This is a genomic window from Paraburkholderia sp. DD10, assembly GCF_049177125.1.
In the GTDB taxonomy this organism is placed as follows: Bacteria; Pseudomonadota; Gammaproteobacteria; order Burkholderiales; family Burkholderiaceae; genus Paraburkholderia; species Paraburkholderia terricola.
On sequence record NZ_CP185392.1, the window covers coordinates 1442322 to 1459284 of the forward strand.

At 60.9% G+C, this 16963-nt stretch carries 12 protein-coding genes and 1 pseudogene; 10 read left to right on the top strand and 3 right to left on the bottom strand.

Annotated elements, in window-relative coordinates; translation table 11 throughout:
* Positions 1–67 precede the first annotated feature (67 nt).
* Together dctA and ACOCG7_RS06605 are read right to left on the bottom strand one after the other, a co-directional pair.
* A complete protein-coding gene (gene dctA, locus ACOCG7_RS06600; protein ID WP_421377323.1) occupies positions 68–1423 on the bottom strand; it encodes a C4-dicarboxylate transporter DctA in 1356 nt (451 codons plus the stop codon).
* Positions 1424–1586: 163 nt separating this feature from the next.
* The gene (locus ACOCG7_RS06605) at positions 1587–2753 is read right to left on the bottom strand and encodes a mandelate racemase/muconate lactonizing enzyme family protein (RefSeq protein WP_421377325.1); all 1167 of its coding nucleotides are present in this window, start codon (positions 2751–2753) and stop codon (positions 1587–1589) included.
* 131 nt (positions 2754–2884) lie between these two features.
* Here ACOCG7_RS06605 and ACOCG7_RS06610 point away from each other — a divergent pair, with 131 nt between their 5' ends.
* From ACOCG7_RS06610 to ACOCG7_RS06655, 10 genes and pseudogenes are all read left to right on the top strand, one after another.
* Positions 2885–3844, top strand: a complete 960-nt coding sequence (locus ACOCG7_RS06610; protein ID WP_421377327.1) for a LysR family transcriptional regulator — start codon at positions 2885–2887, stop codon at positions 3842–3844.
* Between the two features lie 184 nt (positions 3845–4028).
* Complete coding sequence (locus ACOCG7_RS06615) at positions 4029–4628, top strand: TetR/AcrR family transcriptional regulator (protein WP_421377329.1); 600 nt, start codon at positions 4029–4031, stop codon at positions 4626–4628.
* A gap of 83 nt (positions 4629–4711) precedes the next feature.
* Positions 4712–5521: an oxidoreductase gene (locus ACOCG7_RS06620; protein ID WP_421377331.1), complete on the top strand. Its 810-nt coding sequence runs from the start codon at positions 4712–4714 to the stop codon at positions 5519–5521.
* Between the two features lie 54 nt (positions 5522–5575).
* On the top strand, positions 5576–6562 hold the full coding sequence (locus ACOCG7_RS06625; RefSeq protein WP_421377333.1) for an MDR family oxidoreductase: 987 nt from the start codon (positions 5576–5578) through the stop codon (positions 6560–6562).
* A 26-nt stretch (positions 6563–6588) separates the two neighbouring features.
* Entirely contained in the window at positions 6589–6969 is a 381-nt protein-coding gene (locus ACOCG7_RS06630; protein ID WP_421377577.1) for a hypothetical protein, read from the top strand.
* 73 nt (positions 6970–7042) lie between these two features.
* Positions 7043–8044: an NADP-dependent oxidoreductase gene (locus tag ACOCG7_RS06635; RefSeq protein ID WP_421377335.1), complete on the top strand. Its 1002-nt coding sequence runs from the start codon at positions 7043–7045 to the stop codon at positions 8042–8044.
* A 70-nt stretch (positions 8045–8114) separates the two neighbouring features.
* Complete coding sequence (locus tag ACOCG7_RS06640; RefSeq protein ID WP_421377337.1) at positions 8115–8942, top strand: SDR family NAD(P)-dependent oxidoreductase; 828 nt, start codon at positions 8115–8117, stop codon at positions 8940–8942.
* A gap of 505 nt (positions 8943–9447) precedes the next feature.
* Positions 9448–10392 (top strand): aldo/keto reductase, encoded by a 945-nt coding sequence (locus ACOCG7_RS06645; protein WP_421377339.1) that lies wholly within the window; start codon positions 9448–9450, stop codon positions 10390–10392.
* Positions 10393–10714: 322 nt separating this feature from the next.
* A pseudogene (locus tag ACOCG7_RS06650) lies at positions 10715–11809 on the top strand (serine/threonine protein kinase); the annotation flags it as partial.
* Between the two features lie 552 nt (positions 11810–12361).
* Entirely contained in the window at positions 12362–15973 is a 3612-nt protein-coding gene (locus ACOCG7_RS06655; RefSeq protein WP_421377579.1) for an ATP-binding protein, read from the top strand.
* Here the strand turns inward: ACOCG7_RS06655 and ACOCG7_RS06660 are convergent.
* A complete protein-coding gene (locus tag ACOCG7_RS06660) occupies positions 15968–16942 on the bottom strand; it encodes a LysR family transcriptional regulator (RefSeq protein ID WP_421377341.1) in 975 nt (324 codons plus the stop codon). The genes ACOCG7_RS06655 and ACOCG7_RS06660 overlap by 6 nt on opposite strands.
* Positions 16943–16963 lie beyond the last annotated feature (21 nt).

Genomic DNA, 16963 nt, shown 5'->3' on the forward strand with positions numbered 1-16963 from the left:
CGCTCTTTGTCGGGGTCCATCAGTCAACTCGGCCCTTGTACACGACTCCAGCGACGTTCGGGGCAACTCACTGAGTGTGAGGCCGGATAACGGTCTCGTTCGGATGCGAGAGGCCCGTCGACGAATCCTCGATGGACGACAGGGCCTCGAGGCTCGTGTCAGAACGGTTGAGCATCGCACGGGCTTGATTCATGTCGAGCGCACCCTCCCAACGAGCAACCACAATGGTTGCCACCCCGTTGCCGATAAGATTGGTCACCGCACGCGCCTCATTGAGAAAACGGTCCACGCCCAGCAGCAGCACCAGCCCGGACACAGGAATTTTGTGCATCGTCGCGAGCGTGGCTGCCAGTGCCACGAATCCCGCTCCGGCCACGCCAGCCGATCCTTTCGAGGTCAGCAGCAACACGCCAAGCAATAGCAACTGATCCCAGATCGTTAGATGGATATTCATCGCTTGTGCGATGAACATCGAAGCCATCGTCAGATAGATTGCCGTGCCATCAGCGTTAAACGTGTAGCCCGTTGGCAACACCATGCCGACGACGGGGCGTGAGCAGCCAAGCTTCTCCATCTTGATGAGCATCTGCGGGAGAACCGCTTCAGTCGAAGCCGTACCGAGCGTAATGAAAATCTCATCCTTGATGTAGCGGAGATACTTCCACAACGACAGGCCACTCAGGCGCATGACGAGGCCGAGCACGACGACCACGAAGAAGATCGAGGTCAGGTAAAGACACAGCATCAACTGACCAAACGATGCCAGCGTGCCGATCCCGTACTTGGCAATGGTGAATGCCATGCCGCCAAACGCACCGATAGGCGCGACGTACATCACGATTCGCACGACCCCGAACATGCCCTGAAGAAACATGTCGAGCATGTCGACGAACGGCGCGGTGCGGGGACCGAGCTTCGCGAGGGATATCGCGAGCAGCAGCGAGAAGAAGATAATCGGCAGGATCTCTCCATTCGCGAACGCCCCAACGATACTGTTGGGAACGATGTTCATGAAGAATTCAAGCATGCTGTGTTGCTGTGCCGCGTGACTGTAGTTGGCGATGGCGGAACTGTCGATATGAGCCGGGTCGATGTTCATACCGCTGCCTGGCTTGATGACGTTCACGACGATGAGGCCGACAACAAGCGCAATCGTCGAGGCAATTTCGAAGTACACGACTGCCTTGACGCCAACCCGCCCGGCCTCGTGAAGATCGTTCATGCGGGCAATACCGACCACGACGGAGGCGAAAATAATCGGAGCGAGCAGCATCCGGATCAGTTTGATGAACAGATCGCCGAGTGGTTTAAGTTGAGAACCGATGTCAGGGTAGAAGTGGCCGACGAGCACGCCAGCGACAATGCCAATCAGAACCTGTACATAGAGCCTGGAAAGGGACTTTCCGATCTTTGAAACCCGCATGACTGTCTCCTATCTATGCGTGGCATCTTTTGATGAAGTCAGGTCGAGCAGCGCAACGAGATCTACCGCTGCGGCAGGCACGACCCTATTTCGCCTGCGTTCCGTTGATGTATTTTTTTGAACGCTCCGCCGACGCTTTTGCCGGCGTTCGCCGCTTGACGGCTTATGCGGACAGCTTTTGCATCTCAGCGTAAAGATCTGCCTTGCCTTCAAAACCGATGCCGGGCAGATCGGGCATCGTGATGTAGCCGCCGTCCACTTTCACGCCATCGGGGAAGCCGCCATACGGCTGGAACAGGTCGGGATACGATTCATTGCCGCCCAGACCAAGGCCCGCCGCGATGTTCAGCGACATCTGGTGACCACCGTGTGGAATGCATCGGCTCGGCGACCAGCCGTGCTGATGCAGCATGTCGAGCGTGCGCAGGTACTCGACGAGACCATAGCTCAGCGCGCAATCGAACTGCAGCCAGTCACGGTCGGGACGCATGCCGCCATAACGGATCAGATTGCGCGCGTCCTGCATCGAGAACAGATCCTCGCCGGTTGCCATCGGCTTGTCGTAGTAGTTACGCAGCGTCGCCTGCAGTTCGAAGTCGAGCGGATCGCCCGGTTCTTCGTACCAGAACAGGTCGTACTGCGATAACGCCTTCGCGTACTGAATCGCGGTGTCGAGGTCGAAGCGCCCGTTGGCGTCGACGGCGAGTTTCTGGCCGTCCTGCAGCACGCTCAGAATCGAATCGATGCGGCGCAGGTCTTCATCGAGCGAAGCGCCACCAATCTTCTTCTTCACGACCGTATAGCCCCGGTCGATGTAGCTGCGCATTTCGTCCTTGAGCTTTTCGTGGTCCTGGCCCGGATAGTAGTAACCGCCGGCCGCGTACACGAAGATCTTGCGATTGGGCCGACCATTGCCATAACGGTCGGCCAGCAGTTGGAACAGCGGTTTGCCTTCGATCTTCGCTACCGCGTCCCAGATCGCCATGTCGATCGTGCCGATCGCCACCGAGCGCTCGCCGTGGCCGCCGGGCTTTTCGTTGGTGAACATCGTTGCCCAGATCTTGTGGGGATCGAGGTTGTCACCTGCGTCATTGACGAGGCTGGCGGAATCGGCTTCCAGAATGCGCGGAATGAAGCGCTCGCGCATGAGCTTGCCCTGGCCATAGCGGCCGTTGGAATTGAAGCCGTAACCCACCACCGGCTTTCCGTCCCGGATGACATCCGTCACCACGGCGACGAGACTCAGCGTCATCTTGCTGAAGTCAATGTAGGCATTCCGGATCGGAGAGCTGATCGGAACGGTCTTTTCGCGGATTTCAACGATTCTCATGGCGGTGTCTCCTGAGTTCTGAATACGTATTGCGTTGCATGGGGCTGCAATGAAACGTAGCTTATCCGCGAAAGCCGGCGCTATACTTTGCCTAAATTCATTTCATTTTTTACCGTGGGTGAATAACGGAAATGGCAACCGACATCGCTTCCGACTTCGATTTTTTTATTCTCCTAGCGAGGCTCAAGAGCCTGTCCGGTGCGGCCCGCGCGCTCGATCTCACGCCGCCGGCGGCGACCAAGCGCCTGGGGTTGATCGAGCAGCGACTAGGGGTCAGGCTGGTCAACAGGACAACCCGGAATGTCAGCCTGACGCCCGAAGGCGAGACTTACCTGCGCTACGCAACGCACATCGTCGAACAGGTCCGGCAGATGGAGGAGGAGATATCAGGGACTCGTACCGATCCTCACGGTCTTCTGCGTATCAATGCGACGCTCGGATTCGGACGCACGACCATCGCGCCGCTGGTGTCTGATTTCGCGAAGCGATTTCCCAAGGTCGAGATCCAGTTTGAAGTGACCGACCGCCCCATCGATCTGGTTGCCGATGGGTTCGATATGGCGATCCGTTTTGGCGAACTCCCCGATAGCCGCCTAAGCGCGCGGCGCATCATGAGCAACCGGCGTTTTCTTTGCGCCTCTTCCAGGTACCTCGAGCGTTTTGGGACGCCGGAGCGCGTCGAAGATCTGGTTGACCACCGGTGCATCATTCATCGTCAGAATGACGATGCTTACGGCGTTTGGAGATACATAAAGGATGACCACCTCGAAGCGCTCAAAGTCAAAGGAGCGCTCTCGAGCAATGACGGCGACATCGTATTGCGTTGGGCACTCGACGGTCACGGAATCCTGATTCGATCCGAATGGGACCTGGCGAAGTACGTCCAGAGCGGCCGGTTGAGACTGGTGTTGCCGGATACCCCACTGCCTTCAGCCGATTTGTTCGTGTACTACCCGAGTCAGCGAAATCAGACCGCGCGCGCCAGAGCGTTCATTGATTTTCTGATCGATCATTTTCAGGCGCCCTTCGTGCCGGTTGAGACAGGAGCGCTGATTTACGCCCGGAAACAGCGGGCAGGGCGGAAGGGGTGAGGGGTTGCAAGGCACACGAGCCACGTGCCCGACGACCTACGAACGTCGTGGCTGTCGCGCTGGCTAACAAGGTTGCGCGAACGATCTGGGCGTTACTTGCGCACGGTCGAACGTATCAGCCTCCGAGGTCGACGCCTGCATGGTTCGCCCAAAAACGTCACAGCACACTTTTTTGATCTAGCGTATGATATGCATCATGCGAAATACGAAACCCACTGCCAGAACGGCAGCCAAGGAAGCCTCACACGAGCGCATCGTGTCCGTCGCTGCGCGGGCGATCCGTCGCAGCGGCTACGACGGAACCGGAGTCGCCGACATCATGAAGGAGGCCGGCTTGACCCATGGCGCCTTCTACGCCCACTTCGCGTCGCGCGAGGCCATGCTGGCGGAAGCAGCGGGGCGGGCCTGTGCGGAGTCGGCGGCCGCGGCGGCAGAAGGGGTTGCCAGCGTGCCCCCGGAACAGGCTTTGACCTACATGTTCCACGCCTATCTCTCGCGAGAAAACCTCGAGCAGGTGGAGCAGGGCTGCCCCCTTGCCGCGCTGGGCTCGGAAACCGTGCGCCAAGCGCCCGAAGTCCGGCGCGTGACCACCCGGTACATCAAGGAAATGGTCGATCTTGTTGCCCGCCAGTCGCCGGATTGGGGGCAGCCCGATGTCCACGAACGCGCCCTCGTGACCGTCGCCACCCTGGTTGGCACCTTGCTGTTGGCGCGCGTCGCCGACGAGCCTGCGCTGTCCGACAGCCTGCGTGCGGCTGCCTTGAAGCACCTGCCCATCGTCTGACGCCACTTGAACCCATCGATTTTTCGCTCGCACAATAATATGACGAACATCATGCGAATATCAAGCTCTGAAGGAGAAACAGCATGAACATGAAGAAATTGGCCCTCGTAACAGGGGCCTCGTCGGGCATAGGCGAAGCCACTGCGCAGCGGCTGTCAAAGGCCGGTTACAAGGTATACGGCACCAGCCGGCGCGGCGGCCAGGCGGGCCAGCGAGCGTTCGAGATGCTGCCACTCGATGTGACCCAAGACGCGTCGGTCGATGCTTTGGTCCAGCAACTTATCCAGCTGGAGGGCCGCATCGACCTGCTGGTCAACAACGCCGGCTTCGGAGTCGCACCAGCGGGCGCGGAAGAGAGTTCGATTGCGCAGGCGCAGGCTATCTTCGACACCAACTTCTTCGGCATGGTACGGATGGTCCGGTCCGTCGTACCGCATATGCGTCGCCAGGCGAGTGGTCGCATCATCAACATCGGCTCCGTGGTGGGGTTCCTGCCCGCACCTTATATGGCGCTGTACTCCGCCACGAAGCACGCGGTCGCCGGCTATTCGGAATCGCTAGACCATGAATTGCGCACGCAGGGCATTCGCGTCTCGGTGGTGGAGCCGCCCTATATCAACACGCCGTTCGAAGCGAATCTGATGCAGCCCGATACGCCGCTGGACATGTACCGCGAAATTCGCGCGGGCATGGAGCAGCGGCTCAAAGAAGGAATCGCCGGCGCAGACGGCCCCGAGGTGGTGGCCGACATCGTGTTGAAGGCGGCCGCCACCGCGCTGCCCAAAACCCACTACGCCCCCGGCATGGCCAGCCGCCTGCGCCTGCTGCGCAGGTTCGCGCCCGCCAGCGTACTGGACGCCGGCTTGCGCAAAGACCTTCGGCTCGACGCATAGGCGGCTAGCCGTTTCGCACCCCGTTCTAAATAACACTCCATTTGAGAGAAGACGATGACATTCCAAGCACTGCTCGCCAGCAAGACAGGTGACAAGATCACCACCAGCGTGGTTTCGCTGAGTGAACCGGACCTCATGCCCGGAGACGTCGTGGTCGACGTCGATTACTCCACCGTGAACTACAAGGACGCGATAGCCATCACCGGCCGCGCAGAGGTAATTCGTCAGTTCCCTTTGATTCCCGGCATCGACTTCGCCGGCACGGTCAAGACTTCCTCCTACCCCGGCATCGCTGCTGGCGACCGCGTCGTCGCCAATGGCTGGAGCTTGAGCCAAACCCACCACGGCGGCTATGCGCAGCAGGCGCGCGTGAAAGGTGAGTGGCTGGTCAAGCTCCCAGCAGCCCTGTCCACCAAAGACGCGATGGCCATCGGAACGGCGGGGTACACGGCGATGCTGTCTGTGCTCGCGCTTGAGCATGGCGGGCTCACGCCCTCGCATGGCGACGTTCTCGTGACGGGCGCCAATGGTGGCGTCGGTTCCATCGCCATCGCCCTCCTGTCGGGTCTCGGATACCGGGTCGTCGCATCCACAGGGCGGCTTGATGAAAGCGACTATCTGCGCAGCCTGGGGGCTGCCGACATCATCGATCGCCGTACGCTGTCGGAGCCGGGGGCGCCGATAGCCAAGGAAAGGTGGGCCGGCGCCGTCGACTCGGTCGGCAGCCACACGCTGGCCAACGTGCTGGCACAGACAAAGTATCGCGGCGTGGTCACCGCTTGCGGCCTGGCCCAGGGCATGGATCTTCCGGCCTCGGTGCTGCCTTTCATCTTGCGCAATGTGACGCTGGCCGGCATCGATTCGGTCAATGCACCCCAACAGGTGCGCATCGAGGCCTGGTCACGGCTGGCGCGGGACCTGGATCTGGACAAGCTCGCGCGAACGACACATGTGGTTGGCTTGGCCGAAGTGCCCGCGGTCATTGAGCGATTGTTCGACGGAAAAGTCCAGGGCCGTACCGTCGTTGACGTCAACGCATGAGTATGCCGAGGCCTCTTCCTGTGAACATGAGCTTTCGCAATGTGGCGATCTTGACCGCATTCATTTTCCTGGCCCTGGCGCTCACCTGGATGTTCGCGCCCGGTGCGCTGCTATCCCGTTGGGGCGTTGATCCTTCAGGCTCCACTGACTTGTTGGGCCGCCGGGCGGCGGCTCTGTATGCGGGCATCGGTGTCATGTTCCTCCAGGCCAGGAATGCAGCGCCATCGCCAGCCCGCTCGGCCTTACTCAGCGGGGCTATCGTCGCTTGCCTACTGCTCGCGGTTCTCGGCATCGTTGAGCTCATCCACGGCCATGCCGGACCCGGCATGCTGGTGCCTGTTGCAATCGAGGTCGTGCTGGTTATGGCTTTCCTGTATGCCGCGCGCTCCCGACAATCCAGCCGTTGAGAAAAGCCTGCACCTACCGGCGCGCCATGCCACGCCGTTCACAGACCTGGCTACGTCAGGAACAGGGAAAACCATGAAAGCACTCACCTTCAAACGCTATGGCAAGTCGCCTGACATCGGGTTTGCCGAAGTTCCCCGCCCGACGCTGAAGCCGGACGAACTGCTGGTTCAAGTCCACGCTGCGGGCGTGAACCCGATCGACAACGTAGTCCCCACCGGCATCTTCAAACCCGTCCTTCGGTTCCAGCTTCCGGCTACGCTGGGCAGCGATCTGGCCGGTGTGGTGACGGAGGTCGGCAGCCGCGTGACTCGCTTCAGACCCGGCGATGCCGTCTTCGCCAGCATCTTCGACCTGGGTACGGGCTCGATCGCCGAGTTCGCGGTGGTACCGGAGAGCGCTGCCGCGATGAAGCCGGCCAACCTGGACTTCGTGCAGGCGGCGTCGATCCCGATGGTCGGGCTCACCTCGTGGCAAGCGCTGAAGGAACGCGCCAATCTTCGGGCCGCTCAAAAAGTGTTCATCCCGGCAGGCTCCGGCGGTATTGGCACGTTTGCGATTCAGCTGGCAAAGCACCTTGGCGCCAAAGTGGGAACGACCACCAGCACGGGCAACGTCGAACTGGTGCGCAGCCTCGGCGCGGACGAGGTGGTCGACTACAGGAAGCAGGAGTTCGAGAACGTGCTACACGGCTACGACGCGGTGCTTGGCACGGTCAGGGGTGACGCGTTGGAGAAAGCCATCCCTATCCTCAAGCCGCGGGGCACGGTGGTCTCTCTGGTCGGGCCACTGGACGTGGCATTCGCTCGCGCTCGACGGGCGAACTTCTTCCTGACGTTCGTGTTCGGCTTGATGAGCCGCAAGATCATGCGCGTGGCGAAAAAGCGGGAAGTCACTTACTCGTTTTTGTTCGTGCGTCCCGATGGCGATCAACTCGCCCAGATCGGCAAACTCCTCGAGGCAGAGCGCATCCGGCCGGTTATCGACAAGGTGTTTCCATTCGAGCAGGCAAAGGAAGCCCTTGAATACCTTGCCCAGGGGCGTTCCAGGGGCAAGGTCGTCGTCGAGATGAGATAGAGCCGATCAGCAACCGCAAGGTCCCGGATAACTTGGCTAGCGTCATTTTTCACACGACAAGGAGAACGATTTGAGTACTACATATACAGCGGTCAACATCGGCAAGCGCGCGCTCGTGACCGGCGCATCTAGCGGCATTGGCGCGGCAATCGCGCGTGAGCTCGCGGCGCTCGGCATCGATCTCGTGCTGACGGCGCGGCGCCGCGACGCACTCGAGGCGGTCGCCGCGACCTGCAAGGGCGTGAAGGTCGAGATCGTTACCGCTGATCTCGGCAAGCCCGACGCCGCGCACGCGCTGTGGGCTTCTGCCACCGCGGCCGGCCCGATCGACATCCTGATCAACAACGCCGGGTTCGGCTACTTCCGCCGGTTCGACGAGGTCGACTGGGCGCGCGACGCCGAGCTCGTCCAACTGAACGTGACCTCGCTCGTCGCACTCGCGCGGTGCTTCGTTGACGCACACAAGGCAAACACCGGACCCGCGTACATGGTGAACATCGCGTCTACCGGCGCGTATCAGTCAGTGCCGAACATGGCGCTGTACGCCGCGTCGAAGGCGTTCGTCCGTAACTTCAGCGAGGGCCTCCACGACGAGCACCGCGGCACGCCGCTGTCGGTGACCTGCATCTGCCCTGGCGGCACCGAGACCGCGTTCCACGCTTCGTCCGGCGGAGGCGACTACTCGTGGATCGCGAATGCGTCGACGAAAAGCGCGGAGTTCGTCGCGCACGCCGCGATCCGCGCGATGCTGCGCGGCAAGCGGACGGTGGTGCCCGGCCTGTTCAACAAGCTGTCGTGCTTTGGCGTGCGCTTCCTGACGCGGCGGTCCGCGTCGCGGGTTGCGACCGTAGTGCTAGGCACGCCGCGGTTAGCGCTACCAGCGCGAAGAGCGACTTGAGAGCACTCCGCGGTCTTTGGCTAACACTTTGCTTTCGAGAAGATCTGCAACGGCTTGGTGACGTATTGGGAAGAGCGAACGCTGGCGGCACTCGCGCTGAAACCTTCCTCTGTTGCCCTGTAATTCGTCTGCTACACTGAATCGGGAGGCGATCTATTCAGTACCCGGTCGACCCGAAGGCGGCTGACTCGCGAATCAACGCCGCTCCACCCGATGCCTTTTACTCCCGCGCATTCATTACCGCATTCAGCTTAACAAAGAGGAGCTTCTCGACCACTGTGATGCTCGCATTGGCTATCGAATGCAACTTTCCCTCTTTGCCCAACGATCCGAAGTCGCGCCCTTCCGATGAAGCGGGTGCGTCACATTCCGTCAAGCAACGCGACTCAACGTACGCAGCTCACGTGTTTGATGTTTCTTCTGTTAATGAACCTGGCGCCGCAATCGCTTTGCCGAGCGTTGTTCCTTCGTCGCCGGGCACACGAAATAGTGCGGAGGTGTTGCCATGATTGAGTCATCCGATTTTCGAAGCAGCACGATAGCGCTTGGTCACGGGGGCGGCCGTATGCCCGCACTCGGATTCGGCACGCTGATTGCCGATCCCGCGACCACGATCAGTGCGACCAGAGACGCGCTGGAAGTCGGATATCGGCACTTCGACTGTGCCGAGCGCTATCGGAACGAACGTGAGGTGGGCGAGGCTCTGCAGGCAGGGCTCGCTGCGGGGGCCATTGCGCGCGAGGAGATTTTCGTGACCACGAAGTTGTGGAACACCAATCACCGGCCCGAGCGCGTTGAAGCGGCTTTCGATGCGAGTCTTGCCAGGCTTGGACTCGACTATCTGGATCTCTATCTGATTCACACTCCGTTCGCGTTTCGGCCGGGGGATGAGCAGGACCCCCGCGATGAAAACGGCGCTGTCATCTACGATCGAGGCGTGACCTTGCTCGATACGTGGCGGGCAATGGAAAATCTCGTCGACCGTGGTAACTGCCGCGCCATTGGACTGTCCGACATCGGCCTGGACGAATTGCGGCCGCTCTACGAATCGGCACGGATCAAGCCGGCGGTGGTACAGGTCGAGGCACACCCGTATCTTCCGGAAACAGAACTTCTGGAATTCTGCCAGGAGAAGGGCATGGTGTTCTTGGCTTTTGCGCCATTGGGTCACGGAATAAAGCCTGGGCCGCTCGACGACCTGGTCATCGCCGCGATTGCCGCGCGAACCGGAAAAACGCCGGCGCAGGTACTGCTTGCGTGGGCGCTGCAACGTGGCGGGGCTTTGCTTACCACGCCAAAGACCGGGGCCCGCGCAAGAGAGAACTTCGACATCTCCGCGCTTCCGGCCGACGCATTCGACGAAGTCAACAGCATTCAGACTAGGCAAAGATTCAACGAAGTCGTGAAGACCGGCAGCCCGGGCTTCATTCCGCAAAGCAAACGGCAGTGAAACCGGAGTCGACGGCGCGACAAGGGAGTTCATCGTGGATCTGACGGGGTATGAGTTGGAGCCGCTGCGCGCCGACGGCGACTTCGCGCTATATCGCGCCCGCGGAGCCAGCCATCCCGTCTCGGTGCTTGCGCTGTTCGCGACGCGCGCCGCATCCCAAAGCATCACACGTCTCGAACACGAATACGGATTAGCCCCGCTGCTCGACGCCAGTTGGGCGGCGCAGCCTCTCGCGCTCGATCAGCGCCGCGTACCGCCGATGCTCGTGCTGGCCGACAACGGCGGCGAGCCGCTGGATTGCATGCTCGGCGGGCCGTTGGAAATGGGGCGTTTTTTGAGTATCGCGGTCAATCTCGCGAGAGCGATCGGCCAGGTTCATCGTTGCGGCCTCGTTCACAAGGACATCAAGCCGGCGAACGTTCTCGTCGACACGGAGGGCAACGTGCGGCTCACCGGCTTCGGTATCGCGTCGCAGTTGCCGCAGGAACGTCAGCCGCCCGCGCCACCGGAGATCGTGGCGGGCACCTTCGCATACATGGCGCCCGAGCAGACAGGCCGTATGAACCGTTCGATCGACGCACGCAGCGATCTCTACTCGCTTGGCGTCACGCTGTACGAAATGCTCACCGGGTCGCTGCCGTTCGCGGCATCGGATGCGATGGAATGGATTCATTGTCACATCACACGCAGACCGACACCGCCCGGCGAGCGCGTCGACGGTATTCCGCAAGCGGTCGGAGGCATCGTTCTGAAACTGCTCGCCAAGGCCGCTGAGAACCGTTATCAGACCGCCATGGGTGTCGAAGCCGACCTTCGGGCGTGCCTTGCTGCATGGCAGGCGCACCGCGAGATCACTCCGTTTCCGCTCGGCGCGCACGACGTGTCGAGCCGGCTACTGATCCCGGAGAAACTGTACGGGCGTGAGGTTCAGATCGAAGCCCTTATCGCGGCATTCGATCGGATCGTGGCCGGCGCCGCGCCTGAACTGGTGCTGATCGCCGGCTACGCGGGCATCGGCAAGTCGTCGGTCGTCAACGAACTGCACACGGTGCTAGTGCCGCCGCGCGGCCTGTTCGCCGCCGGCAAGTTCGATCAGTACAAACGCGACATTCCCTATGTTCCGTTTGCGCAGGCGTTCCAGTCTCTGGTGCGCAACCTGCTGAGCAAAAGCGACGCCGACGTCGAGCCGTGGCGGCGCGCACTTGTGGAAGCGCTCGGCCCGAACGGCCAGGTGATCGTAAATCTGATTCCGGAGCTTGCGCTCATCGTCGGCGAGCAGCCGCCCGTGCCGAGCCTGCCGCCGCAGGACGCGCAGAACCGCTTCCAGATCGTATTCCGCCGTTTCCTCGGCGTGTTCGCGCGGCCGGAGCATCCGCTCGCACTGTTCATCGACGATCTGCAATGGCTCGACAGGGCGACACTCGATCTGCTCGAACATCTCGTCACGCATCCGGAGGTCAGGCACGTTCTGCTGGTCGGCGCGTATCGGGACAACGAAGTGGATAGCTCGCACCCGCTTACGCATATGCTCGGCGCTATCGGCACCGCCGGAGGGAAGGTGCGGCAGATAGTGCTCGCGCCTCTCAAACCCGACAGCGTCGCGCAGCTCGTCGCCGATTCGATTCACTGCGACAGCGCGATAGCCAGGCCGCTCGCGCAACTCGTACACGAGAAGACCGGCGGTAATCCGTTCTTCGCGATCCAGTTTCTGACGGCGCTGAACGACGAGAGACTGCTTACCTTCGAGCACCGCACGGCGACATGGACCTGGGATCTGCCGCGCATTCGTGCCAAGGGCTTCACCGAGAACGTAGCGGATCTGATGGCCGCGAAGCTGAGCCGCCTGCCTGTCACGACGCGCGACGCACTGGGTCAACTCGCGTGCCTCGGCAACGTCGCCGAGATCGCCTCGCTGACCCTCGTTCAGAACGAGCCGGCGCAGACGCTACACGCGAAGCTGTGGGAAGCCGTGCGCGCCGGTCTTGTCTTTCGTGCGGAGGGCGCTTATGCATTCGCGCATGATCGCGTGCAGGAGGCCGCCTATGCGCTCATCCCCGCGGAAGATCTTGCCGCGGCGCATCTGCGGATCGGCCGGGCACTCGCGTTACGGAGCGCGCCGGAAGCGCTCGAAGAGACGATCTTCGACATCGTCAACCACCTCAATCGCGGCGCGGCGCTGATCACCGACCATGCAGAGCGTGAGCGGACCGTCGCGCTGAATCTCATCGCGGGCAGGCGCGCGATGAATTCGACCGCGTATATTTCGGCCCGCACGTATCTGGCGCAAGCTGTCGCGCTGCTGCCGATCGACGCCTGGGCACGATGCTATGAAAACACCTTCGATCTCTATCTTGCGTTTTCGGAATGCCAATATCTGGCTGGCGATTTTGCCGAGGCCGACGCGCTGTTCGACATGATGCTGGGCAGCGCGCGCTCCAATCTTGACCGCGCAAAAGTTTTCAGCCTGCGCATGGAGTTGTACCAGGTCGCTGGCAAATATGACGAGAGCTTCGCCGTCGCGCGGAATGCGCTGCGCGATTTCGACATCGTTCTCCCGGAGTCCGCCGAAGACATCCCGGCGGCGGTCGATGCGGCGTTTCGGGAAATTCCGCTCAATCTGGCGGGGCGCCCAATCGGCGAACTGGTCGAGGCGCCGGTGGCGGCCGACCCTGCCACAGGGGCGATCATCGATCTTCTGGTCGGAGCAATGCCCTGTGCCTTCGCGGCGCGGCCCGAGTACTACCCGCTCATTACCCTGAAGGCGGTCAACCTCTCCTTGCGGCACGGCAATACCGACAACTCAAGCTTCGCTTACGGCAATTACGCGTTGATGCTGCTCTCCATCGTCGGCGACATATCCGGCGCGGTGCAATTTTCGGAGATGTCGCTGCGGTTGAATGAAAAGTTCGGCAACCGGCGCCTCCATGGAAAGCTGCTTCATCTGCATGGCAGCCACATCAATTTCTGGCGGCGCCATATTGCGAGCAATTTGCCGATTCTGGAACAGGCGATCGTTGCCTGCATGGAAGTAGGCGATTTCGTCTTTGCGGGCAACCTCGCATTCACGACGCTCTGGCAGGCGATCGAGAAAGGCGCGATCCTCGAAGAGGTGCAGTCGCAATCGGAAAGATTCGCCGCATTCGCTATTCAGAGCCATAACGGGCCCGTTCACGAGACCATCCGGATCGAGCAGCAATTCGTCGCCAGCCTGCGGGGCAAGTCGGCCGAAACGCTAAAGCTGAACGGCGGTGCATTCGACGAAGCCGCATGTTTCGGGGCGATCACCCAGGCGAACTTCGGCTGCGGTATCGCCTTCTATCACATCATCAAGACGATGCTCGCTTTTCTCGATGGCCGGTACACCGACGCACTGAACGCCGCGCACGAGGCGGAGGCGATGCTCCGCGCCGCGATGGCGCTGCCGATCGAAGCGACGTTTCACTTCTTCCATGCGCTAGCGTTGACGGCGCTCTTTCCGGAAGCATCGGCCCAACAGCAACTGGCCTACCGGCGCATTCTCGCCGCGAAACTCCAGAAATTTGCGCTGTGGGCCGAGCACTGTCCAGAGAACTATCAGAACCGCCACGCGCTTGTCTGCGCGGAGCTGGCGCGCCTCGAGCACCGCGATCTCGACGCCATGCGTCTCTACGAACAGGCGACCGATTCGGCTCGCGAAAACGGCTTTCTTCACCATGAAGGCATCGCCAGCGAGCTTGCCGGTCGCTTTTATCTGGGCTGTGGTCTCAGAACGAGCGCCGATGCGTATTTGCGCAATGCGCGTCACTGCTTTGCTCTTTGGGGCGCCGACGGCAAAGTCGCGCAACTCGACAGGCAATATTCCCACCTCGCCGATCAGAGAGGGCACAAGTTAGCGCCGACCCTGGGCGATGATTGGCGGCTTCTCGATGCAGCAACGCTGCTCAAGGCGTCTCAAGCCCTTTCCAGCGAGATCGAATTGACCGGCCTGATCGAGCGCTTGATGACGATAGCATTACAGACCGCCGGCGCCGATCGGGGCGTGTTGATCGTGCCGCAGCGGCAGGGCGGCTACCGCATTGAAGCGGAAGCGCGCATCAACGGCGAGCGGATCGAGTTGAACCGCGAGGCGGTTGCCGATTCCGCCGTTCCCGCGGCGCTCGTGCGCTATGTGATCCATACACAAAAGAGCGTCATCATCGACGATGCGCTGACACCCAATTCGTTCTCCGAAGACGACTACGTGTCGCACGGAGCGACACGGTCGATGTTTTGTTTGCCTCTTGTCAGGCAGGGCAAGCTGGGCGGCTTGCTCTATCTCGAGAATACGGCCACATCGCATGTATTCACGCCGCGCCGCTCCGCGCTACTCGATTTGCTGGCGTCACAGGCGGCCATTTCGCTCGAAAACACGCGTCTTTATGCCGATCTTCAGGAGCGCGAGTCGAAGGTCCGGCGGCTGGTCGAGTCCAACATCATCGGCATTTTCATCTGGGACTTCAAAGGCCAGGTCATCGACGCCAACGATGCTTTTCTGCGCATGGTGGACTACAGCCAGCACGATCTCCTCTCCGGTCTTATCAGGTGGCCCGATCTGACTCCGCCTGAGTGGCATGGCCGCGATGAACTGGCGATAGCCGAACTGAAAACCACCGGAAGCGCCAGACCCTTCGAGAAAGAATACTTCCGGAAAGACGGGCGACGAGTGCCGGTTCTGGTCGGCGCTGCGGCGTTTGGCGAGCGCGAGGACCAAGGCGGCGTGGCTTTCATCGTGGACTTGACCGAACAAAGGCGGGCGCAACAGGAAATACGCGACAGCGAGCGAAGATACCTTGAACTCCAGATGGTGCTGGCGCATTCAAACCGCGTGGCAACAATGGGCCAGCTATCGGCTTCCATCGCACACGAAGTAAAGCAGCCAATCACCGCGACAGCCGCCTATGCGAGCGCGGCCCTGCGCTGGCTCGCGGCGCGACCGCCCAACCTCGTCGAAGTTCGTCAGGCGCTCAATCGGATTGTCGCGGATAGCAGCCGCGCCAATGACATAGTCGACCGAACCCGCGCCTTCTTTAAAAAAGAGCCGCAGCGAAAAGATGGTCTCGACATCAATGAAACGATTCTCGAGCTGATCGCGTTCATGGGAGGTGAGGCTGACAAGTGCGGCGTCAAACTGGCTGTGCAACTGGTTGACGGACTGCCGCAAATACACGGCGATCGGGTGCAACTTCAGCAGGTGATGCTCAATCTGATGATCAACGCGATCGAAGCGATGAGCGCCGCGAACACGGCCACGCGAACGCTTTTGATCCGAACCAGCAGGCTCGAGGTCAACGAACTCTGCGTGAGCGTGCAAGACTCGGGGCCGGGCCTTGCCGCCGAACGTCTTGAATGCGTCTTCGACGCGTTCTTCACGACCAAACCGAACGGCCTGGGGCTGGGTTTGCCGATCTGCCGCTCGATCGTCGAAAGTCATGGAGGAAAATTGTGGGTGGCGTCGAACTCGCCGAGCGGCACCACCTTTCAGTTCACGGTGCCCATGCAAGCTGACGCAGTGCATCCGGGTAAGGCCAGGCGATCGCGACGTGCGCCAGCCAAACCGTCATGACGTCACCGCATAGTCTTCGCGACGATTCGTTGCCTGTGAAACCGTCTTCGCGTCGCGGACAGTGGGTGGGGCCGGCGCTCTGAAGAAGTCGGCACAGAAATCGACGAACGTCCTGAGCCGCGCCGGAAGCAACTCGCGGTGCGAGTAGAAGAGGCATAGTTCTATGTTGCCATCGGATGCCGTGCACTCCGGCAAGATGTGCACGAGATGTCCCATGTCGATATCTTCGCGAACCATGGTTTCAGGTAATGTGGCAATGCCGATTCCCGTTAGCGCCGCTGCCCGCAACAATACTTCGTTGCCGTTCATCGACGACATGGGAGACACGCTCACCCGTCGATCTCCCTCGAGCAGATCGATGGAATTCACGCTCGTCTTCCTCGACTCGCGGTCCACCAGCAAAAAATGACCGGCGAGATGCGCGGCCATTCCGGGCGTGCCGTGATGCTCCAGATAAGCGGGTGAAGCAACAAGAATGCGCGGCGTTCTGGACAGCGTTCGGCGAATCACGGCGGACTGCTCCACGAGATGCGGCGGCAGAATGGCGATATCGAAACGTCCGTCATACAGATTCACGGCGTCGTCCTGGACAGCAACGACGAGACTTACATTGGGAGCAATGACGCGATAGTCCCGCACCAGTCGGGAGAATGTCTCACTCACGAGCATCGGATGCACGACGAGCCGCAGCCTTCCGCCTTCGACCTCGCGCTCCCGCGAAATGCGGCGGTTTGCTTCGTCGAGTTCTTCGAGCAAACGGCAGCAAATCAGATAGTACGGCTGCGCCGCTTCGGTCAGGGAAACGGACCTCGTTGTTCTAAGCAAGACCCTCGTCTGAATACACGCTTCGAGCTTGGCGATCGCTTTCGATATCGATCCGGTGGTGACATCCAACGAATCGGCAGCCCTGCTGAAACTTTGATACCGCGCGGCTGCCACGAATGCCCGCAACATGTAAAGCTGATCCATTTCGCACCTCACTGGTAGGTT

Bases quoted from the DNA above. Each gene is read 5' to 3' on its own strand.
- dctA (WP_421377323.1), bottom strand. From the start codon at position 1,423: ATGCGGGTTTCAAAGATCGGAAAGTCCCTTTCCAGGCTCTATGTACAG.
- ACOCG7_RS06605 (WP_421377325.1), bottom strand. From the start codon at position 2,753: ATGAGAATCGTTGAAATCCGCGAAAAGACCGTTCCGATCAGCTCTCCG.
- ACOCG7_RS06610 (WP_421377327.1), top strand. From the start codon at position 2,885: ATGGCAACCGACATCGCTTCCGACTTCGATTTTTTTATTCTCCTAGCG.
- ACOCG7_RS06615 (WP_421377329.1), top strand. From the start codon at position 4,029: ATGATATGCATCATGCGAAATACGAAACCCACTGCCAGAACGGCAGCC.
- ACOCG7_RS06620 (WP_421377331.1), top strand. From the start codon at position 4,712: ATGAACATGAAGAAATTGGCCCTCGTAACAGGGGCCTCGTCGGGCATA.
- ACOCG7_RS06625 (WP_421377333.1), top strand. From the start codon at position 5,576: ATGACATTCCAAGCACTGCTCGCCAGCAAGACAGGTGACAAGATCACC.
- ACOCG7_RS06630 (WP_421377577.1), top strand. From the start codon at position 6,589: ATGAGCTTTCGCAATGTGGCGATCTTGACCGCATTCATTTTCCTGGCC.
- ACOCG7_RS06635 (WP_421377335.1), top strand. From the start codon at position 7,043: ATGAAAGCACTCACCTTCAAACGCTATGGCAAGTCGCCTGACATCGGG.
- ACOCG7_RS06645 (WP_421377339.1), top strand. From the start codon at position 9,448: ATGATTGAGTCATCCGATTTTCGAAGCAGCACGATAGCGCTTGGTCAC.
- ACOCG7_RS06660 (WP_421377341.1), bottom strand. From the start codon at position 16,942: ATGGATCAGCTTTACATGTTGCGGGCATTCGTGGCAGCCGCGCGGTAT.